The organism is Granulicella sp. L56, assembly GCF_009765835.1.
GTDB lineage: Bacteria > Acidobacteriota > Terriglobia > Terriglobales > Acidobacteriaceae > Edaphobacter.
On sequence record NZ_LMUS01000001.1, the window covers coordinates 401,083 to 422,553 of the forward strand.

Sequence of the window (21,471 nt, forward strand, 5' to 3'; positions counted from 1 at the left end):
TTTAGATGATGCCGTCCTCTGGGAAGGTTCTCAATATTTAAGGATTCTTGGAAGAGCAGCAACTCAGTTCTGGGTTCGCACCTGTTTTTTGACACAAACTATCTATATTGATAGCGTTGAAAGCGATGAGGGCCTGTAGCGCGGGCTGTCGTTCCTCAGCGTCCCTGTCGTCTAGCCCGGCCCAGGACACCGCCCATTCATGGCGAAGACACAAGTTCGAATCTTGTCGGGGACGCCAAATCAGCTCAATACTTACTGAATGGATTATTTCCTGATTGAATCAGCGGAACTTTGCACCAAACGATGCCGCTTTTTGGGCGTTGCCTTCTTTGCTTCGGCCTTCGAACGCCCTTATCCAGCAAATCGCCCGCGTCAGACAAGAATACAGCCAAAATTGGCGATACCGGGCAATGGCTTCTAAATTTTGTGCCCCGCATAGTAATCCCCAATCGCGCCGCAATCAAGAATGACCGTTCGAACGGCCAGCGCACTCTCCTCAAAGATTTGAGCGTAGGACAAGCGAAGGGCTTGTACTATGGCTACGTCAGACACAAGGACGATCGGCAATGGCGTTTTTCAGATCAAAAAAGGATGGCGACGCTCTTAAGCGCTATGAGCATGTCGAAGAAACCCGCATCTTCGGGCTGCTTAACTTTGTCGTTTTACTTTCCATTGCCGCTGTTGCTTATACCGACTGGGTCGTCGTCGCCAATATTTCGCTGGGTTATCTCTACATCCTCTCCCTCGCACTGAGCGCTCTGGTCAATCCCCTGTTGCTCACCGTCTCGCTCGCTGGTGTGTGTACCTTTCTACAGGACATCTTCGGCCCTCCCAGCGATACGCTTTCCCTGCGGGCCGTCCATGACGCAATCATGCTCGGCGTCTTTCTCATCACTGGCTATCTGGTCTGGCTCATCGCACGTCAACGCAGTCGTTTGATCGACGAAGTGCGCCAGCAGCGTGATGAATATGAGAGCGATCTTGTACTCGCCGCCCAGGTTCAACAACAAGTGCTACCCCCGCCGCTCACCCTTTCGTGCCTCGAACTCGCCGGTACCATGCATGCCGCGAGGCTGCTGGGCGGCGATTACTACGACTTCTTTCAGATCTCCGACGATATTGTCGATGTCGTTATCGCCGACGTCTCCGGCAAAGGCGCGGCGGCGGCATTACTGATGCCATCGCTTTCCGTGGCCCTTCGCCTTCGCGCTCGTGAGCTGAGCGGGCCTGCCGCAATCATGAAGGACCTTGACGGAGTTCTCAAGCAGGTTACGCGGCCTGCAAGCTTTGTCACCATGTTCTACGCCCGTTTCCATCTGGCCGCAAAGACGCTTGAATACGCTAACGGCGGTCACAACCCACCCATTTTGCTCCGCCCAAGTGGTAAAACCTTCCTTCTCGAAGCGTCGGGGCCTATCCTCGGAATCCTCGACAACGCGGAGTACTCGAACGTCACGATCAACCTCGAATCGGGCGACATTCTGGCACTCTACACCGACGGCGTGACGGAGCAGGAGAACAAACAGGCCGAGCAGTTTTCGGTAGACCGCCTCGAACAAGTCCTCGGCGAGCACAATCACAGTTCGTCTACCGCAATTGTGGATGCCATCTGCGAGGCCGTGCCCGCCTTCGCAGGAACGGTGGAACAGTCGGACGACTTTACCGTGGTCGTTGCGAAGGTCTCCTGAGCTTTTTCTTCCGTTCATTTCATTCAGAGGCTTATTGGGCCGTCGCAGCGTCTAATTGAGCTATGGACAAAAAGCAACTAGGCAACTCCGATCTGCACCTCTCGCCCATCGGTTTCGGTGCATGGGCCATCGGCGGCGGCGATTGGGCCTTTTCATGGGGTCCGCAGGACGATAATGACTCCATCGCCGCCATTCACAAGGCAATCGACCACGGCATCAACTGGATCGATACCGCCGCAGTATATGGCCTCGGGCACTCCGAAGAGGTCGTCGGCAAAGCCATCAAGTCCGCCTCGCGAAAGCCCTATGTCTTCACCAAATGTGCGATGGTTTGGGATGAAAAGCGCGAGATCACCAACAGCCTCAAACAAATCCGCCGCGAAGTCGAAGACAGTCTTCGCCGTCTTCAGGTCGAAGTGATCGACCTATACCAGATCCACTGGCCCAAACCTGATGAAGATCTCGAAGAAGGCTGGACCGTAATGGCCGACCTGCAACGCGAGGGCAAGGTTCGCTGGATCGGCGTCTCTAACTTCAGCGTCTCGCAGATGGAGCGCGCTGCTAAGATTGCGCCCATCACCTCGAACCAGCCGCCTTATTCCATGATCAACCGCAGCGTCGAAGCCGAGATTCTGCCCTTCTGTCAGAAGAATAATATCGGTGTCATCAACTATGCTCCCATGCACTCCGGCCTTCTTACAGGGGCGATGAGCAAAGAGCGCGTTGCCGCATTTCCAGCCGATGACTTCCGCCGCAACGCAAAGAACTACCAGGAGCCTCAACTCTCCCGAAATCTCGCCATAGCTGACTTTCTCAAGTCGATTGCCAGTCGCCATGGTGTCTCGGCCGGTGTGATCGCCATTGCCTGGACGCTGCACCATCCCGCTATCACTGCGGCCATCGTCGGCGGTCGCAACGCGAAACAAGTCGAAGGGGTTGCCCCTGCCATCAACTTCCGGCTTACAGAAGCGGAGTTTAGCGAGATCAATACCTTCCTGGATGCAAATTTATAGCTGATCGCCGACAACAGGTGAAGCCTATAAAAGCTGAAGGCTAAGAAAGCACGCGAGCCTCCGCCGTCAGTGCAGGAGGCTCGCGTTGCGAACTAGGTGCTGAACTCATTCACTGCCTGGAGCCGGTCAGGCGGTAACTGGCTGAATCACCCGCGACCCTCTCAACCCGTAATAGATGATGAAGAGGTAGCAGAGTACCGGCACGATAAACGCATGGTGTATGCCAATGTGATCGGCAAGAATTCCCTGCAGTTCAGGAATGATAGCGCCACCCACGATCGCCGTGACCAGAAGCCCGGAAGCTTCGCCCGTCAACGGCCCCATCTCTGCAATGCCTAGCGTAAAGATGCTCGGGAACATAATGGAGTTGAAAAAGCCCACCAGCAGGATGCTCCACACCGCTACATGACCGACGGTAAACATCGAAATCAGTACCAGCACCGTCGTCACGACAGCACACAAGGCCAACAGCTTCTCCGTCTTCACACTCTGTAGAATCGCGGAGCCGATAAAGCGGCCCATCATCGCTCCGCCCCAATAAAACGGGACAAGGTTAGCGGCTGCCAGTGCGGTCAAACCGGCGATGTCCGACTGGTTGAAGTAGTTAATCAGGAAGCTGCCAATCGAAACCTCGGCGCCCACATACACAAAGATCGCAACCGCGCCCAGCACCACATGCGGATAACGCCACATGCTATGTCCCTTTTCGCCCGCCTTGCTCGGCCGATAGTCCTGAGTAGCATCCAGCCGGGGAAACTTGTAGAACCAGATCGCCAGCGCCAGCAATACGAGCGCCAGTGCAATCGCGAGATAAGGAAACTTCACCGTCGCCGCCTGCTGAATCCGGTACGCATGGAGCATCAGCGGCGTCATCTTATCGGTGTTCTCGACCGTCTTCTCGGCTCCGCGCAGAATCAGCCAGCCACCCAGCGGAGGCCCAATCGTCGTGCCCAATGAATTGAACGCCTGCGTCAAATTCAACCGGCTCGATCCGGTCTCCGGCGGTCCCAGCACCGTGACATAAGGGTTCGCTGCGACCTGTAGCGCCGTAATGCCCGCCGCCAACACGATCAAGGCTGCAAGGAAGAGGGGGAACGATGGCAGATTCGCTGCGGGAATAAACAGCGCCGCTCCCACTCCCATCGTCAGCAACCCCAGCACCATCGTTCGCTGATAACCAATCCACTCCACAACCTTGCCCGAAGGAATTCCGAACGCGGCATACGAGGAGAAGAAGGCAAACTGCACCAGCATCGCCTGGGCATAGTTCAGATCGAAGATCGCCTTCAGATGCGGAATCAAAATATCGTTAAGCGAGGTGAGAAATCCCCACACAAAAAACAGCGTGGTGACCATCGCAAAGGCACTGCGATAGTTTGTGCCCGACCCGGAGCCTGGCGTCGCGGCTATCTGCGTGGAACTGCCTACATTCGTCATTGCCATTTACTTAAATTCCCCATGTCTCGATGTCTGGCGCATCACAGTGCCGACCGGTCGACTTCATGTTCCAGGCCGTGGAAAGCGCAAGAACTCACTCTGAGAATCATATCCTGCTCAAACTACTTTTCCGCCCAAAGTCCGCCGCAGCCAACGCCTATACCCCGGTTGAAATAAGTTACCGCTAATCGTGCGGAGGCAATTCCTTTGGAATCTGCACCGCGCCAAAGTGCCCATCCGCGCCTCGCGTAATCATTGGCGCATAGAGGCCCAGCATCTGACGCCGCCACCAGTCTCCTGTCCGGCGCTTCTCTTCCATCGACGTAAACCAGTACTGCCAGAGAACCGCCCTGACATAACGCGGCGGGGATTGCGGGAACGGATTGTTGCGAAAGAGCTCCAACACATCGCCTTCATTCGAAAGTAATCGCTCCTCCGTCAACACTACCAACTCATTCTGCCGCCAGTCCCCCAACGACGCGAACCACAAATTCCAATCGAACCGCGGCTGATACGGCGCATAGATTCGCGGAACTTCCTTCAACGCCTGCGGCTTATATCGAAACAGGTAAGGCTGCCAGTTCACGCCATCGTTCGAGCCCTGAAACTCAATCTCGTAGCGCCCGCGTGTCATTACAGCGAACAGTCCGTACTGGTTGGCGATGCGAAACGGTTCGAGCGCTTTCACTGGAGCCACCGGCAGAGGCACGCGCGACATCACCATCGCTCCCATCTCGATGACCGTGGCATAACCAACCCAGGTCAGCAGCACCGCCGCCACAGCCACACTCGCAGCGTGCAGCCACTCTCGAATTCTGGTCGCGCTTCTCGGCTCCACGCTGCTTTCCTCAACAGACAACGGCGGGCGAAACCGTGACGGCATACACTGGCGCAGGCTAAAATCATCCAGTAGCAAAAATCCCAGCGCGGCCACCAGATAGTTCAGAAACGCATAATTTCCCGTCAGGATCACGCCGATCTGCCACGGCGTGACGATCCAAAAACAGACCAGCCTTACCCGGCGTGGGAAGAAAAGCATCAGCACCACGACGAACTCCAGCAGCAGCGTAACTACCACCGTGGCCGCATGAAACCAATGCGGCAGATGTGCCACGTACCATCCAATCCACGTCGGCAGCGGGCTGTTCTGGTAGTAGCCATCCATAGCAGTCAGGTTTCGCCACTGCTGGTCGCCACTGAGAATCTTCACCATTCCCGACTCGAAGTAGATCCTGAACCACTCCCACAGCAGCAGAAACAGGCTCGCGCGCGACAGAGGATGGTTCGCGCCATATCCGGGCAGCAATCCGGCTGGCGCAAAGAAGAGTGCCAGAAACCCAGCCTCCAGCAACATGCCATCCGACTGATAGCCCGAGAAGTCTCCCGCCGCTGCAACGAAGGATAAAAAGCAAACGAAGCAGACAAGGAGATTCAGCCGGGGTGAGACATTGAGAAATACCAGCACGGACGCCAACAGGCCAATCCACACCACAGCCATCAGCATCTGCGAATCAGCCGATAGCCAGAACAAAGACGGAACGTTCCAATACCGACTCGCTCCCATCGAGTGCGCAGCCCACGTCAAATACTGTTGCGCCGGAAGAATTCCTTTTGGCCCGATCAGACCTTTGATCTGAAACGTAAGCGAGAAAAATGCAGAGAAGTAAATTGCGCCGAGCGCTCTCAGAAACAGCCATCTCGCAACCAGACAGTTCCCCGCTCCTTCGCGCGAATCAAACAGCCACCGATAGAGCTGAGGCAAACGATCCATAAAAATGCCAGCCGCGAGTGCCACTCGTCGAACTCGCTTAAAACGTTACACGCGAAGCCCACTTCTACACCACCGTCATTTCGACGAAGCGGTTCTTCCGCAGAATGTCTTGCATCCGTCATTTTTCTGAGGGATGATCGAGGTGCCATGAAAAGTGCGATCTGGAAGATAGCAACTCTCACGCTGCTGATAGTTTTTTGCCCTTTCACCAACGCTGCCGATCATCTCGAAACCACGCTCTCTCCAGCGGAGACTGCGGTTATCTCTCGGCAGATAACAACCTTGAAGTCATCCACAGATCGCAACGTCGCCACGGGTTGGAGCAATGCCAAAAAAGTAGCTGAGTTGATCTGCCGTCCGGCTGCGCTGCCCATTCTGAAAAGGAAAATCAAAGGCGCAGATCGAGTCTTTCTCGGAACCGATGCACCGCAAACCCTAATACTCGAAAACAACCGAAGACTGACCGGCAGCGGACAGGTTCGAACACCTCAGGGCTGGCAGGATTTCACCTTCACCTGCAACCTGAATCCAGCGACTGGCAAGGCAATCGACTTCCAGATTGTCCCTCGCTGATCAGCTAGGAAAAGGTGGTTAGTTCCCCGGCTCATTCAGCTCGACCGTCTGCGTGATGCCTTCCCCCTCAACGATGGTATAAAGCTTGTCTGCCGCAATATCGTGCAGTTCCTCGGTCGCTCCGCTGGGCCATTCGATCTTCACCTGTTTCATCGTCGTGGCGGCTCCAAGGCCGAAGTGAAGCCGCTGGTCGTTCGAGGACAGATAACTTCCCCCGGCACGCACCTCATCAATCTGAACCAGCATTCCGGCAGTGACCGTGGCACGCGCGCCGATCGCAGAGCGATTACTCTTTTTGCCTACCAAACGGAAGAGGACACGATGGTTCGCATTCTTCGTCTCGTTCAAAAACAGGGACGGCGGCCCACCCACGTTGTAGACCACCACGTCCACATTGCCGTCGTTATTGATATCACCAAACGCCGTGCCCCGTCGCGAATGCAATGGCCCATCGTTCAGGCCTGAGGCATCGGCAACCTCGTGAAACGTACCATCGCGCTGGTTCCGGTACAGATGAATCGGCTCGCGGTACTTCAGGTCGTGCGGCAGGTTGTCGACCATGGAGCTGACATTGCCATTGGCAACAAAGATATCCGGCCAGCCGTTGTTGCCGAAGTCTGCGAAGCCTGCTCCCCATGCCACAAGCTGGTCTGAAGCCTGCGTCAAACCTGCTACCGCAGCGCGGTCCGTAAAGCCGGTCTCGCCCTGATTTTTATAGAGGCTCATCGGCTGATATCCATAGCGAGTGACAACAAGATCGAGCGCGCCGGTGCGGTCGTAGTCCGCAAAATCCGCTGCCATGTTGCCCATGGAGCGGCCTTCAGCGCTCAACGCTGTACCGGAGATGAGGCCATCCTCTTCAAACGTGCCGTCATGTTTGTTGCGGTACAGAAAATTCGGCCCCATGTCGTTGTTGACGAAGAGATCGGGCCAGCCATCGTGGTCATAGTCTCCCCAGACGACGCCCATGCCGAGCCGCTTATCGGGGTTATCGACGCCTGCCTTCTGAGCCACCTCATCGAAGCTGCCGCCATTGTTATGGAAGAGCAGATCGGTCTCCCCGTTCAGCACCGGCACCTCCATCGGTAGCCCCTGATACTGAAATGCCCTTTCGCCAGGCTTCGGCAGATGGTTCAGATCGGTGTCCACATAGCGAGAGACGAAAAGATCGAGTTTGCCGTCGCGGTCATAGTCCGCCCACGCTGCCCCGGCACTGAAACCTCCGCCGCCTACCTTCTGCTGTGCCGTGACATCTTCAAACTTGCATCCGCCGAGGTTGCGGTAGAGCACATTATGGCCATAGCCGGTGACGTAGATATCGGGCAGTCCATCGTTGTCGAAGTCCCCAATGGCGATGCCCATTCCCCAGCCGCGCGTGGCCAGCCCGAACGCAAGCGTGACATCGGTGAAGTGTATAGGCCCACCTGGCTTCGTATCTTGATGGTAGAGCGTCACCATCAGGTCGCCGCCATGAAGATAGCTATCCACTGTGGAATCGGTTACCGTAACAATATCCAGCTTGCCGTCGTTATCACAGTCCAGCAATCCAACTCCGCCGCCCATCATCTCTACCAGATACTGCTTCACCGGAGCGGAGTGCGGCACGGTGGTGAGGCCAGCCTGTGGGCCGATATCGCGAAAGCGTACCCCCGACACAGACGAACTTTGCGCAGACGCTGTGATTGAGAGGAGCATCATCGCCGCAACCGCGCGCAGGCCTCTGCGAATGACAGTTTCAGGGTTGAACATCTGTACCCTTCTTCTCTGTATGCGCCAGTGACTGAGCGTACATGCTCGCCAGTTGTGGAGTAGTTGCAAGCGATGACTCGATAGGCCGAAGTGTCTGCACCACGGCAGCATAGTCCTTGACCATGAAGTAGCTGATGCCGAGAACCCGCCTCGCACCTGACTCCTGCGGATGCGCAGCAAGGTAGCGGCTCAGCGGCGGCACTGCCTGGGCATAAAGCTGTGCAGAAAACGCTGCCCTGCCCCAGTTATAGTCGAGCCCTTCGAGCGACGAATTCCACTTCGCAGCTTTCGCGAAGTACCCGGTTGCCGTTGCGAACTCGCTGGCTCCCGCAGCCATGGCTCCGAGATTGTTGTAGCTGTCCGCAATGGCTGGCACAGCACGCTTTGTGAAGTCGTCCAAGGCCTGCCGTGCCTTCACGTCCATCGGTGCGGGATCGGGCGGGCGCTGGAACGGTGCAATACTGGCCGCGTCACTTATAGGAGCGCCAGTCATTCTCGCCTGGTCTCGCAGCGAATTCATCTTCAGCAGGCTCGCGGAGATCTGCATCTCCTGCTTCGCTTCATCGACATGACCGGTTTGCACGAGTAGCCGTCCCAGTAGGTAGTGGGCACGCTGCACTTGGTAATGATTGCGAGAGAGATCCGTGCTCAGGGCGATAGCTTTGCGCAGAGCCAGCGCCGCATCCGCTGGCCGGTTCAGTTGAATGTATATCTGGCCCAGCAACAGAGGATTATCGGGATTGCGTGGATCGAGGCTTGCCGCACGTTTCAGATCTTCTTCTGCTTCAGGAAATCGACGGTCATTGAATGCTATATAGCCGAGTTGCGCCAGGCTGAAATAGTCATTCGGGTTCAACTCCAGTTCGCGATAAAACTCTTTAACCGCCTCCGGAAATCCGACCTGCCCCTGACTGAGCAGATACGAAGCGCCGAGACAGTAATGCGCCTCAGGCAAACGAGGATTGAGCGCGATGGCTTTCTTGAATTCTTCGATGGCAAGATCGGGATTCCCCGCCTCGGCATAGGCCCGGCCAAAGTCCAGGTGAATTGCCGCGGTATTGCCAAAGCCAGCAGACATTTCATTGAATAGCTTCGAGGCGTCTTTCGTATTGGACAACGCAAGATAGGCTGTCGCCAAAGCCAGTCCATTTTTGTAGTTCGGGTCCAGAGCAACTGCGACTTCCAACTGCTTGCGAGCTTCCTCATTTTCGTCGGTTTGCAACAGCGCCTCGCCAAAAATCAACCGCCCGGTTGAACTATCAGGATCGGCTGCAACAACGGCTGATGCCTGAGACTTTGCTGTGGGAATATCCCGAGCTAAAAGAGCTGCCTGAGCATAGGCGAGGCGCAGATCAGTGGCCTTATCCTCGGGGACAACAGCCAGCGCTTCTTCAAAGAACTTCGCTCCGCCAGGATAATCTCCTGCTCGAACGTAACCGTCGGCAAGATGGCGAAGCGTGTCCGTTAGAAAGCCCCGATATTCTCCTGTGGCAGTAGCCAGATCGCCAGCCGATTGAGCTCGTTGGGCGGCATCATACCTCTGCTGAAGATCGGGAGCGTGCGCAGACGCTTCATCCGCTCGCTGGCAAAGGCCCACCCTACCTGTGGCAGAGCAGAAGATCAGCAACGCCACAGCTCGCCAATAACTTCTCATAGCGTATTCCCGGAACTGACTGCTCCGTCCGGCAGCCTTTGTAAGTCTTACCAGCATTGAACCAAAGTATAGCGAAGGGCCATGACGACCTTCATCCAATTGCGATTTCTTCCATGCAGAAAAATGGGGCGACTCAAAGAGAGCCGCCCCACCTTGTTTTAAGAACAAGCTAGAAGTTGTACTTCAGAGCCAGTTCCATGGTGCGTTGTGCGTGTGCTCCAGTCTTGGTATCGAGGAAACCAAGCGTTTTGGAGTTAGAGCCTGTATTTACCGACAGGTCGTTGTTGTAGTGGAGAGCCAACTGGTTGCCGCCGCTGAACTGCGGCAGAGGATGGTTGATCCAGTTGAACGCCGAGGCACGGAACTGAAGAGTCTGATGCTCCGTGACATGGAACGTCTTGTATGCAGCCAGGTCGGTGTCGAAGAAGTCCGCCATCCTGTAGTAAGGAAGGTTCCGCGGCCCATTGCTTCCGACTGCCGGAGCTGCAAAGCAAGACTCGTTTACCCGCTGCATGCTCTTCAGATTAGCACCCGCATCGCAGGTCAGAACCGGCATGATCAGCTTCGGAGCCGAAGTACCGAAATAGGTAGCATCGCCTTTGCCTGTGATCGACAGTCCAAAGTTCGGGCTGTTGATCGCCTGCAGGTTGCCACCGGACTGCCACGACGTAATGCCCGAGAGCGTCCAGCCATTCGCCACACCACTGATGATGTGCGAATCGCCGTTGTAGACCCTGAGGAAGTTATACGAGTAGGAAGAGTTGAAGGCATAAGGACGGTCGATGCTCAGAACGCCATAGTTGCCGCGGAGAGAGAACGGATCGATCTGCTGACCGACTCCGAGAGTCTTGGACCAGGTGCCGTTGAAGTTGAACGTGAGACGGTCCGAGCGCTTGACCCAACTCAACTGCAAGCCGTTGTAGTTGGCATAGCCCGAGTTCGTGTTCACGAGGATCTGGTTGGTTCCATAGGTTGAGCCATAGGGGCGATAGTCCGCCTCTACGTTGTTTGGCGATCCCGGCCCACCAAGCTGCTCCGGATTGGGCGAGACGATACCTGTGTTCGGGTCTGGTAAGTAGAAAGCCCCGAGAGGAACCTTATTCTGGTTGGTGAATTCGGCAAACCCGCTGCCGGAGGTGCTTTCGCCGCCCATCACAAGTTGCGAACTGGAGCTGCCGACGTAGGCAACTTCTACCAACGATTTCCAAGGTGCCTGCTGCGAGACCGTCAGGTTGTAAGCACGGCTTTCAGGGACGCCATAGTCTGTTGGATTAAGTGCGTTGACCGAACCGTTGATATATCCGGGACCTCCAACAGTAGGCTTGGGGATCGAGCCAATCTGAGAGAGCAGAGCGAAGCTGCCGCCAGGCAGACCATAGCTCTGGATGCTCTGTGCCGTTGTCAAAGCGCCGGTGTAGTCGTTGTATTGATCGGTAAAGCGGTAGATGCCCCATCCGCCGCGGATCAGGGTCTTGCCTGTGCCAAAGAGGTCATAGGAGACTCCGAAGCGTGGAGAGACCAGAAGGAACCGGTCCGGCTGGCCGCTCTTGGGAATGCCGGGGTTGATGCCATGCCAGTAGACGCCGGGATCGAGCTTGCCGGACGCCTTGTCGGACGCAACGAGTGAAGGAATGAAGACCGCAAGGCCATTGCCCTGGCGATCGTACCAGTGGCCAATGTGGTCGAAGCGAACACCGTACTCGATGTTGAGACGCTGTGTCGCCTTCCATGAATCATTCACGTAGAAAGAGAACGTTTGATAGGCCATGTCGCTGACCGGCGAGGCATTATTCTCGCCGTAGCTGGTGACGTTGCCCAGCACGAAGTTTGCGGTCGGGTTGTTTGGTGAACCGAGCAGATTGCCGGTAAGAACATTTTTCTGCAAGGTACCACCAGCGCTAAAGCTGTTCAGTGCGCCATTCGGAGACTCCGATGCACCCTGAATATTGCCAACATTTTCAGCATAGACGCCGAACTTGATGGTGTGCGTGTTGATGACCTTGGTCATATCGTCGGAGAACGCAGGCATCTCTTTGCGAACGAGATACTTGCCATTTGCCGACTCGAAGATGTCCTGCTGCGAGAAGTCCGGGAAGGTCAAAGTTCCCGCACTGGAGTAGGACGGAATCAACTGAGAACCGGTGTTGAAGATGGTTCCGTAGCTGGTCGGATATTTAAGCGTCGTCTTGTACGCGCCCGAAGCAGAGGGCGGGCCAACCGGGAAGTTTCCCCAGCCCCAGCTCGCGATGAACTCATTGGTGAGCGTCGGGCTGAAGATATGGGTAAAGTGACCGGCAATCGACTTCGAGAAGGAGCTGCTGATCAGACCGCCGCCGGGATAGGGAATGGCGTTGCCTGGCGTCCAGTAGATGTGAGCGCCATTGCCCTGTGAGGGAGCGGCGTCCTGACCATACTGGTAGGAGACAAAGAAGCTGGTCTTGTCACTGAGGTTGTAGTCCACGCGAGCGCGGAAAAGGTAACCGTTGTGGGTTCCGGGGATGACCTGGTTGTAGTTGAATCCACCCTTGGTTGTGGCAGGGTTGGCGTTAGCTGCAGGCCAGATGCTGGCAAGAGAGGTAGCTCCCGGATCGAGGAATTGAGCAGGGATGATTCCAGCGGCACGGCTACCCTGACCGATGATGGTTCCATCGGGCAGAACCGTTCCGGTCAGGTCGTTACAGCCATTGGTGTTCGTTGCGAGCAGAGGGCCCTGGCAAAATGCCATATTTGCAGCAGTATTGGTAAAGTTACCCGCCATCATGTCAGCGGTAGGGATAAAGGACTGAAGGCGGTTCGAGTTACCCGTGTTCTGCAGGATGCGTTCGTAGCCAGTCCAGAACCGGAGCTTCTTATGGGTAAACGGAACCGGGCCGCCAAAGTTGCCGCCAGGGTAGTAGTAGTGAGCGCTTCCCTTGGGCGTTCCTGCGTTGTCGCTCTGCCAGTCATTGGCGTTTAAGATATCGTTGCGAGCATAAAAATAGCCTTCGCCGTGATAATCGGCGCCGCCTGATTTGCTGATGGCATTGATGACGACCGGACCACGCGGAGCGTCCGCACCGAAGTTCGAGGTCTGGACGCTGACTTCCTGCGTCATATCGGGGTTCAGAATCGCGATCGAGTTGCAATCGCAACCGGGATCGTCGACGTCGACGCCGTCGGAAAGCTGGCTGGTACCACCACGGTTGACCGCACCGTTGGCATTCAAGCCGTTACCGACCGCGCTCGAACCGACGCTGACAACCGTAGGATCAAACTGCGAACCGTTGTTGAGACCATTGGGAGTGTTGGTGACGCCGGGAAGCACCTTCAGCAGTTCTGAAAGGTTGCGGCCCTGGATGGCGAGCTGTTGAATGTCCTTGAAGTCGAGAATCGCAGCCCGCTGGCCATTTTCGACCGGGATGATCTGCGTATTCGCTTCGACGGTAACTGTCTCGTTGGTCTGACCGATGGTCAACGTCAGATCGGAGAGCTTGATGAGATCGGCCGCGTGCAGCACGATGCCGTGACGCTCATAGGACTTGAAGCCCTTCGCGTCGATCTTGACCGTATAGGTTGAGGGCAGCAACGCCGGAAAGGCAAAGTACCCGCTGTCGTTGCTGACGCTGTTGCGGGCCTCCTTGGTGGCCTCATTGGTCAAAGTAACGTCCGCACCGGGAACAACCGCGCCCGTCGAATCCGTTACCGTTCCATTGAGGGTTGCCGATACCTGGGCATCCGCGCTGGGCAGCGAGACCAGGAACAAAGCAAAAATAAACGCCAGGCCCATTGCTGCCTGTCGCCACAACTTCGGGAAACATCTCCCACGATTCTGCATAGATTGCATACTGCCTCCAAAAAACTTCCACTGCATCAATGCCCAACATCAGGCATACCCTTCAACCAGCGTCCACAGGCCAAACTGCGCCTGCACCGCTCTCCGGCACGATTCGTATCCGCCGGTTACTGCCCATCAGCTCCGCAAGTAGATACACCGGCATTGCCGACGTGCTAAAACGATTCAGTTTGACGTTGAATCGTTTACAGTACTGCAATAACGACTGTCAATAGTTTTTTACGGACATCAAAAGAAATAAGGAACTAGGCATAGATAATCGTTAAAATAAGCCGCTTTGGGGACCCAAGTCGGCTTATGACTGTAAAGATGAATCGATAAACTAAAGCGTTTTAGTGACAACCATGTTTACGTCTCTGCCTAAGCCATTGTCAAGAAAAAAATAGGGATACTGTGCCCTGTTCTACTTCCCGGCAGGCGCCGTGTAGTCTGATAAAGCGGCTCGCCGGAGCTGTTCCGCTGCGTTTCTCCCAGGACTAACGATTATCTTGACTCCGCTACTAAAAACCCATCTCGCCGCTCCTGACTGGCACGCATTCCTGCGGCGGGAGATTCCGTCCGGATCAAAGACCGGGCGCGAGCGATCTCTTGGGCTTCTGGCCGGAAAACGAGTCCTGATCACCGGCGCGGGTGGCTGTATCGGCTCAGCGCTGGCAAAGGCCATGGTGCAGTCAGGCGTGCGCGAGCTAATTCTGCTCGATACCTCTGAAGGAGCTCTCTACAACATTCATCAGGCTCTCGTCGGCCTGAAAATGAAGTCGCCGCACTTCCCTATCCTGGCCAGCGTCGGCGATACTGCGGCAATCACCAGCCTGTTCGAGCGTCATCGGCCGGAGATCGTGTTCCACGCCGCCGCCTTCAAGCATGTGCCGCTGATGGAGGAGAATCCCTTTGCCGCCGTGGCTAACAACGCCCTCGGCACCCAAATCCTTGCAGAGACAGCGGCAAAATACGGGTGCGAGCAATTACTGATGGTCTCGACAGATAAAGCGGTCGCCCCATCGAGCATCATGGGGGCCTCCAAGCGCATCGCCGAGCTAGTCCTGCTTGCGGCCTCTCCCACAGTTCCCACGAGCATGAAAGCGGTACGCCTGGGCAATGTGTTGGGCTCCTCGGGCAGCGTAGTTCCCCTCTTTGAGCGCCAGATCGCGCAGGGCGGCCCGGTCACGGTCTCGCACCCCGACGTACGCCGCTATTTCATGACGCTCACCGAAGCCGTGGACACTCTCCTCGGGGCGTTGTCGCCTGAAGCGCCTACCGGTGTCTCCGTGCCGGATCTGGGAGAGCCGATCCGCATCCTCGATCTCGCGCAATTCTTGATCGGCCAGCAGCAGGTGCCGATCGTCTTCACCGAACTCCGTCCCGGAGATAAGATGGAAGAGTCCTTGATCTCTCCGGCAGAGTCGTATCGAAATGCCTCAAGCGGCTCGCTGCGTGCGGTCAACAGCCCCGCGCTTTCTTCAGACGAGCTTTCTTCTTCACTAAACGATCTGCGAATAGCCATACTGCAAAACGACCTGCCTTCTCTGCTTGAAACAGTGCAACGCATCGTGCCGGAATATCGCCCCAGCCTCTTCCTCCGCACAGCCTCTGCCGCAATGGTGAATGCATGAAACGCACTATCGCTGTCGTCACCAGTTCGCGCGCGGACTATAGCCATCTCTACTGGCCACTAAAGGATCTCGCATCCCATCCTGACGTGGACTTAAAGCTCATCGTTCTCGCTGCACATCTCTCCCCGGCCTTCGGCAATACCGTGAACGAGATCGAACAGGACGGGTTCACTATAGCCTCGCGCATCGAGTGCCTGCTCAACTCCGACACCGACACTGGTATGGCGAAGACCCTCGGCCTCGCCGTACTTGGATTAGCCGACGTGCTCGCACAGATGCGCCCTGACCTTCTGCTGCTCATCGCAGACCGCTACGAGATGCTCGCGCCTGCGAGCGTCGCTCTGACACTGCGCATCCCGGTAGCTCACATCGAAGGCGGCGAGATTAGCGAAGGCGCCATCGACGACGCCGTCCGCAATGCTCTCACCAAGATGGCGCACATCCACTTCACCTCGACAGATGCAGCACGCGCGCGCGTCATCAGCATGGGCGAAGAGCCGTGGCGAGTGACCCGCGCGGGTGCGCCTTCGCTCGATCACATCACACGAAGCCAATTGCTGACGCGGTCACAGTTAGAGCAGGCGCTGAAGATAGACCTGAAACAAGCTCCAACCGTCGTGGCCTACCATCCCGTCACGCTCTTGCAGAACACGACCGAAGAAGCCGACGCCCTCTTCGCCGCGCTCGCACAGATCAAAGGGCAGATTATCTTCTGCTATCCCAACGCTGATGCAGGCAGCCATAGCCTGATGCAGCGCACCCATGAATTTATTCGGCAGCACACCGATGCGCATGTCTTTGTAAATCTCGGCGCTGTCACTTATTGGAGCCTGCTGAAACAGGCTGGCCTACTCCTCGGCAACTCCAGCAGCGGCATTATGGAAGCTGCATCGTTTGCGCTGCCCGTGGTCAACGTTGGCCTCAGGCAATATGGCCGCGAGCGAGCGCCCAACGTCCTCGACGCCGATCCCAATGTCGATTCCATCCTCGATAAAATCTCCACAGCGCAAAGCGCAGCCTTCCACGAATCGCTGCGCGGCATGACGAACCTCTATGGCGACGGCCGCGCCGCAGAACGAATCGTGGATGTCCTCACTACGGTTCCCATCGAAGGCTTACTTCGCAAGCGAGCCAGCTCCGTCCAATCATGACGATCCCTCTCTCCTCCACGGACATTACCGACGCCGAAATCGAAGCCGTCACTGCTGTTTTGCGTACCTCGCGGCTCAGCCTCGGGCCGCAGATGGTAGCGTTCGAAGATGCGATGGCGAATTACATTGGCACTTCGCACGCCATCGCTGTCAGTTCAGGAACCGCCGGGCTGCATCTCTGCATCAAGGCGCTCGGCATCGGCGAAGGCGACGAGGTCATCGTACCTTCCTTCACCTTCATCGCCGCCGCCAACGCCATTCGCTACGAGGGTGCCCAGCCTGTCTTCGTCGACATCGATGCCGAATCGCTGAATATGTCTCCTGCCAGCATCGAGCAGGCAATCACTCCAAAGACCCGCGCAATCCTCGTCGTGCACACCTTCGGTCGTCCTGCCGAGATGGAGGCCATCATGGACATCGCCAGCCGCCATCATCTTCTCGTTATCGAAGACGCCTGCGAAGCCATCGGCGCAACCTATCAGGGACGCAAGGCTGGCTCGTTCGGCGACGCCGCAGTCTTCGCCTTCTACCCCAACAAGCAGATCACGACCGGCGAAGGCGGCATGGTCGTCACTCGACGATCAGAGCTGGCAGCGCACATCCGCGCACTGCGCAACCAGGGCCGCTACGACAGCACGGACTGGCTGCAACACGCTGAAGTCGGCTACAACTATCGCCTCTCGGAGATCAACTGCGCCCTCGGCCTCGCGCAGCTTCAGCGAATCGAAGCCATACTGCAACAGCGCGATAAAGTAGCCCGTCAATATCAGCAGTCCCTCGCAGAAATAAATGGCCTCATCCTCCCTGCAACAGACGTCCCCGGCATACGCATCAGTTGGTTCGTCTACGTCGTCCGCCTCGAAGCCACATTGACAGAAGCAGGCCGTGACAGCATCGTTGCCAAGCTAACCAACGCAGGCATCGGCTGCGGACGCTACTTCGCTCCCATCCATATGCAACCGAGCTATGCTGCATGGCGCAACTCGGCTGCACTTCCTGTAACCGAAGCACACGCCAGCCGCACCATCGCCCTTCCTTTCTTCAATCGCATCACCGAAGATGAAATTGCACAGGTTAGCGATACTCTGCGCAGTGCACTTCTCCAGATACAAGATAGATAGACCCATGAGCGATCTAGTCCTGCAACCCGCCGTCGATCTGCTGGCAATGATCTCCGCCCGCAAGCTCTCTCCCCTCGAACTCGCCGAGGAACACATCCTTCAGATCAAGCGGCTGAACCCGCAACTCAACGCCCTCATCGACTTCGACGAGCAGCGAGTTCGTTCCCAGGCCATCGCTCTCGAAAAAGCCGCGCCAACCGGCCCGCTTCACGGCCTTCCCATGACGATCAAGGCCTGCATTGCCGTAGCCGGTCATCGTTGTGAGACAGGAAGCATATTCAACAAGGGACACATTCCCCGCGAAGACGCCATCATCGTCGAGCGCAGTAAGCAAGCAGGCGCAGTCATTCTCGGCACCACAAACTGCCCCGAATTCCTGATGGCCTACGAGACCGACAATCTCCTCTATGGCCGCACTTCAAACCCGTGGGATCTCACTCGCACCGCCGGAGGCTCAAGCGGTGGCGAATCCGCAGCCATCGCCGCTGGCCTCTCTGCCTGTGGCTTCGGCAGTGACGGCGGCGGCTCAGTACGTGAGCCTGCGCACTTCACCGGCATCTGCGCACTCAAGCCAACTCCCGGCAGAATTCCGGCAGTCGGCCATCTACCACCGTGCGTCGGCCCGTTCTCGCTTTTAGGAGCCATCGGCCCCATGGCGCGAACCATCGCCGACGTATCTTTACTCTTCAACATCCTCTCGGGCCATGACGATGCCGATCCCACCGGCGCTCTCCTGCCTCTCCAGCGCTACACCACAGAAGAACTGCGACGAATCCCCATAGGCTTCTTCGAAGATGACAACATCACGCCCGTAACGCCAGAGACACGGCAGGCCATACAGGATGCAGTCCGTTCGCTGCGCAGCCAGGGTTTCCGCGTCGAACCCTTTCGCCCCCGCGCACTCGAACAAGCACGCAAACTCTGGTGGAAGTATTTCGTGCGTTGCGGAGCCATGCTGCTCAACCCCATCTTTGCAGGCAAAGAATCGCGCCTCAGCCCAACCTTTCAGGACTTCCTTACTATCGCCCGCCAGGATCCGCCGCTCAGCGGCGACGAACTACTCTCTGCATGGGCAGAGTGTGATGTCATAAGGGCCGCACTGCTTGAAGAGATGCGCGAATTCCCCATCCTGCTCATGCCAGTCTGTTCCGTCCCCGCCTTTCGTCACGGCGAGCGGGAATGGAACATCGACGGCCAGCAGGTCGCCTATCTTGACGCGATGCGCTACACCCAATGGTTCAACCTGCTCGGCGCACCCGCCGCTGTAGTGCCAGTTGGACGCTCGCCGGAAGGTCTGCCCATCGGCATCCAGATCGCAGGCCGACCTTATCAGGATGAAGCCGTGCTCGGCGTCGCTGCAGCTATCGAACACGACTTCGGCTACCAGCCCCCACCGATGGCACTCTCCTAAACTAACTGCACCTCAATCGTCTTTGCATCCAGATCGAGCTTCGTAATTTTGAAGCTGCGAATCTGCCCCGCGCGGACTTCGTCTGTCTTGGCCGCGCTCACAGGCCCGCTCTTCCAGCGCTCTTTCAACATCGAGCTGAACGCCGAAAGGTCCACCTGCCCCGCAGCCGCAGGCTGTTCTTCTTTTGTAGCCGCCGCAACCATCCTGCACCTGCTGCGAATCCCTTCGCCTAGTTCTACTGTCGCATTGTCGCCGGATACTTCAATCAGCCGTCCCGTCACCACATCGCCTTCTTTATGCTCGGCGATGTATTCATCAAGACCAGTCGGCACAAGCTGCTTCATGCTCAGTTTGATCTGCCGCTTCTCCTTGTCGATATCGAGCACCTTGGCCTTCACCACCTGGCCCACGCGCAGCACATCCTGCGGACGCTCCACACGCTTCTCTGCGCTGATCTCGCTGACATGAATCATGCCCTCGACACCCTCGACAAGCTGCACGAACGCGCCAAACTTGGTGAGGCTGGCGACCGGCCCTTCCACTGTCGAGCCAACTGCAAACTTCTCCTGCGCCTCAGCCCACGGATCGCCCAGCGTCTGCTTCAGCCCCAGCGACATGCGCCGCTCAGCCACATTGACGCCAAGAATCATCACTTCGACGGTTTCGCCCGGCTTCAGCATATCGCTCGGCTTGTGAACCTTCTTCGCCCACGACATCTCGGACAGATGAACCATCCCCTCAATCCCCGGCTCCAGTTCGACAAAGGCGCCAAAGTCCGTCGCGCGCGTTACCGTGCCGCGAACACGCTCTCCCGTCACATACTTCCCTTCCACCGCGTCCCACGGATGCGGCAGAAGCTGCTTCATGCCCAACGAGATCTTCTTGCTCGCTGCATCAATCTTCAAAACCTTCACTTCAACCTGCTGCCCTGCAGAAAGCACATCGGCAGGCTTATTCACACGTCCCCATGCGATATCGCTAATGTGCAACAGCCCATCCACACCGCCGATATCGACAAACGCGCCATAATCCGCAAGGCTGCGCACCGTCCCCAGCGCGGTATCGCCTTCCTTGATCTCGGCATACCGACGCTCCTTGGTCGAGCGCTCTTCCTCTTCAGCAACCGAGCGATGATCCACCACCACATCTTCTTCGGCCACATCCAGCTTGATGATGCGGCAGGTAATCTCCTGCCCTACCAGCTTCTCCATCTCGGCTGCATCACGCGCTCCACTGCGCGACCCCGGCATGAACGCCCGGGACCCAACATCCACGGACAGTCCACCCTTCACAACCGCAGTCACCGTCCCCACGATGATCGCCTTGTCGGCAAACGCCTTCTCGAGCGCGGTCCAGTCCTTTGGACGTTCCACTCGCTGCCGCGAAAGCTCGTAGTAACCCTCGGCATCGCGCCCCTTCACCGTTACCAGCAGCTTCGTGCCTACCTCGACCGTCTCATTGGCGTTCTGAAATAAGGTCAGCGGCAAAATGCCTTCGGTCTTAAATCCGATATCGACAAACACGGACTCAGCCGAGACGACAATCACTGTCCCTTCAAGCTGCCTGCCATCCTCGCCCACCCGATGCGAGTGGCTTTGCTCATACTGCGAAAGGATCTTGTCGAATGATTCGTTGTTTTCGAGGGTTGAATCGGTTGCCGAAATATCTGGATTGGACATGAAAAGTTACAGCCTCGCTATCACTGTGATTGCGGCTAGGATACCATCGCGTCCGCTTATCGCGCGGCCACCGCTCACTCAGCAGAAGGCTTGCTGACCGCTGGCGCACCAGCCGGAGGCATTCCAAACAGCCGCCGCAGAGGCCGCTGGATCGCTCGCAAAAGCGCCCGAGCAGCCAGCACCGCCGCTACCAACAGAACCACGGCAATCGAGGCAGCCACCACCGGATGATGCGTCGCAAACCAGGTCAGCCCCACAGCAACAACATCTTCCGTACTGCTCAATGCAATATTCGACACCGGCTCAGGGCTGGGCGTCACCACCGCCCGCAGTGCCGTCTTCGAACTATGGGTAGCCAGTGCAACCGCCGCACCTAACCCAGTAGCGACGATCTGCATCTGCGGCGAAAGCTGCGCACTCGCATGGTAGGCAACCAACGCAGCAATCGGCACACGGACAGCGGTGTGCAGCACATTCCAGAAGACATCGAAGCCTGGAATCTTGTCCGCGACAAACTCAACGGCAAACATGACCCCACAGACGACCAGAACCCACGTATGCCCCAGCGAATCCAGCCCCGCAGGCAGCGCAACCCACTGCGTTCGCGCCAATATTCCCAGCGTCAGCACTGTGGCATAGATATTCAGTCCAGCCGCGAAGCTGGCAGCGATCACGAGCGCGGTAATATTGGCAGGCGAGAAGTCCATGTGCACGGAATTCTATACCCCTTCAATCATCGCTCGTCGGGTATATATTGACTTCCAGAGCGCGATTCCACC

The 21,471-nt window shown here is 57.0% G+C and carries 14 protein-coding genes and 1 tRNA gene; 8 read left to right on the forward strand and 7 right to left on the reverse strand.

What is annotated here, in order from left to right:
* Positions 1–160: 160 nt before the first annotated feature.
* The 3 genes from GSQ81_RS01665 (at position 161) to GSQ81_RS01675 (ending at position 2,701) form a co-directional block, all read left to right on the forward strand.
* Positions 161–238: transfer RNA gene (locus GSQ81_RS01665), tRNA-Glu, on the forward strand.
* 328 nt (positions 239–566) lie between these two features.
* Complete coding sequence (locus tag GSQ81_RS01670; protein WP_158909007.1) at positions 567–1,688, forward strand: PP2C family protein-serine/threonine phosphatase; 1,122 nt, start codon at positions 567–569, stop codon at positions 1,686–1,688.
* A 62-nt stretch (positions 1,689–1,750) separates the two neighbouring features.
* A complete protein-coding gene (locus GSQ81_RS01675) occupies positions 1,751–2,701 on the forward strand; it encodes an aldo/keto reductase (RefSeq protein ID WP_158909008.1) in 951 nt (316 codons plus the stop codon).
* 126 nt (positions 2,702–2,827) lie between these two features.
* Here the strand turns inward: GSQ81_RS01675 and GSQ81_RS01680 are convergent, their stop codons facing one another.
* Positions 2,828–4,144: a sugar MFS transporter gene (locus GSQ81_RS01680; protein ID WP_158909009.1), complete on the reverse strand. Its 1,317-nt coding sequence runs from the start codon at positions 4,142–4,144 to the stop codon at positions 2,828–2,830.
* Between the two features lie 178 nt (positions 4,145–4,322).
* Positions 4,323–5,909 carry a lipase maturation factor family protein gene (locus GSQ81_RS01685; protein ID WP_158909010.1) on the reverse strand — a complete coding sequence of 529 codons (1,587 nt, stop codon included), beginning with the start codon at positions 5,907–5,909 and terminating at the stop codon, positions 4,323–4,325.
* A 147-nt stretch (positions 5,910–6,056) separates the two neighbouring features.
* On the opposite strand from GSQ81_RS01685, the gene GSQ81_RS01690 reads away from it, so the two are divergent.
* Positions 6,057–6,482: a hypothetical protein gene (locus GSQ81_RS01690; RefSeq protein ID WP_158909011.1), complete on the forward strand. Its 426-nt coding sequence runs from the start codon at positions 6,057–6,059 to the stop codon at positions 6,480–6,482.
* An 18-nt stretch (positions 6,483–6,500) separates the two neighbouring features.
* Here GSQ81_RS01690 and GSQ81_RS01695 read toward each other — a convergent pair whose 3' ends face one another.
* The 3 genes from GSQ81_RS01695 to GSQ81_RS01705 all read right to left on the reverse strand — a co-directional run bounded on the left by GSQ81_RS01695 (position 6,501) and on the right by GSQ81_RS01705 (position 13,669).
* Positions 6,501–8,231: a CRTAC1 family protein gene (locus tag GSQ81_RS01695; protein ID WP_158909012.1), complete on the reverse strand. Its 1,731-nt coding sequence runs from the start codon at positions 8,229–8,231 to the stop codon at positions 6,501–6,503.
* On the reverse strand, positions 8,218–9,885 hold the full coding sequence (locus GSQ81_RS01700) for a tetratricopeptide repeat protein (RefSeq protein ID WP_158909013.1): 1,668 nt from the start codon (positions 9,883–9,885) through the stop codon (positions 8,218–8,220). Before GSQ81_RS01700 ends, GSQ81_RS01695 begins: the two co-directional genes overlap by 14 nt.
* A gap of 169 nt (positions 9,886–10,054) precedes the next feature.
* Positions 10,055–13,669: a carboxypeptidase-like regulatory domain-containing protein gene (locus GSQ81_RS01705; RefSeq protein WP_254059930.1), complete on the reverse strand. Its 3,615-nt coding sequence runs from the start codon at positions 13,667–13,669 to the stop codon at positions 10,055–10,057.
* Positions 13,670–14,205: 536 nt separating this feature from the next.
* Here GSQ81_RS01705 and GSQ81_RS01710 point away from each other — a divergent pair.
* Genes GSQ81_RS01710 through GSQ81_RS01725 form a run of 4 tightly spaced genes read left to right on the forward strand, consistent with a single transcriptional unit; the run spans position 14,206 to position 19,013 of the window.
* Positions 14,206–15,330 (forward strand): polysaccharide biosynthesis protein, encoded by a 1,125-nt coding sequence (locus GSQ81_RS01710; protein WP_158909014.1) that lies wholly within the window; start codon positions 14,206–14,208, stop codon positions 15,328–15,330.
* Entirely contained in the window at positions 15,327–16,481 is a 1,155-nt protein-coding gene (gene neuC / locus GSQ81_RS01715) for a UDP-N-acetylglucosamine 2-epimerase (protein ID WP_158909015.1), read from the forward strand. Before GSQ81_RS01710 ends, neuC begins: the two co-directional genes overlap by 4 nt.
* Positions 16,478–17,602, forward strand: coding sequence for a DegT/DnrJ/EryC1/StrS aminotransferase family protein (locus GSQ81_RS01720; RefSeq protein ID WP_158909016.1), 1,125 nt, complete (start codon positions 16,478–16,480; stop codon positions 17,600–17,602). The genes neuC and GSQ81_RS01720 overlap by 4 nt, the downstream gene beginning before the upstream one ends.
* 4 nt (positions 17,603–17,606) lie before the next feature.
* Complete coding sequence (locus tag GSQ81_RS01725; protein WP_158909017.1) at positions 17,607–19,013, forward strand: amidase; 1,407 nt, start codon at positions 17,607–17,609, stop codon at positions 19,011–19,013.
* On the opposite strand, the gene GSQ81_RS01730 is transcribed toward GSQ81_RS01725, so the two are convergent.
* A complete protein-coding gene (locus tag GSQ81_RS01730) occupies positions 19,010–20,692 on the reverse strand; it encodes a 30S ribosomal protein S1 (protein ID WP_158909018.1) in 1,683 nt (560 codons plus the stop codon). The genes GSQ81_RS01725 and GSQ81_RS01730 overlap by 4 nt on opposite strands.
* Before the next feature lie 74 nt (positions 20,693–20,766).
* Positions 20,767–21,399: a DUF4126 domain-containing protein gene (locus GSQ81_RS01735; RefSeq protein ID WP_158909019.1), complete on the reverse strand. Its 633-nt coding sequence runs from the start codon at positions 21,397–21,399 to the stop codon at positions 20,767–20,769.
* Between the last annotated feature and the right edge of the window lie 72 nt (positions 21,400–21,471).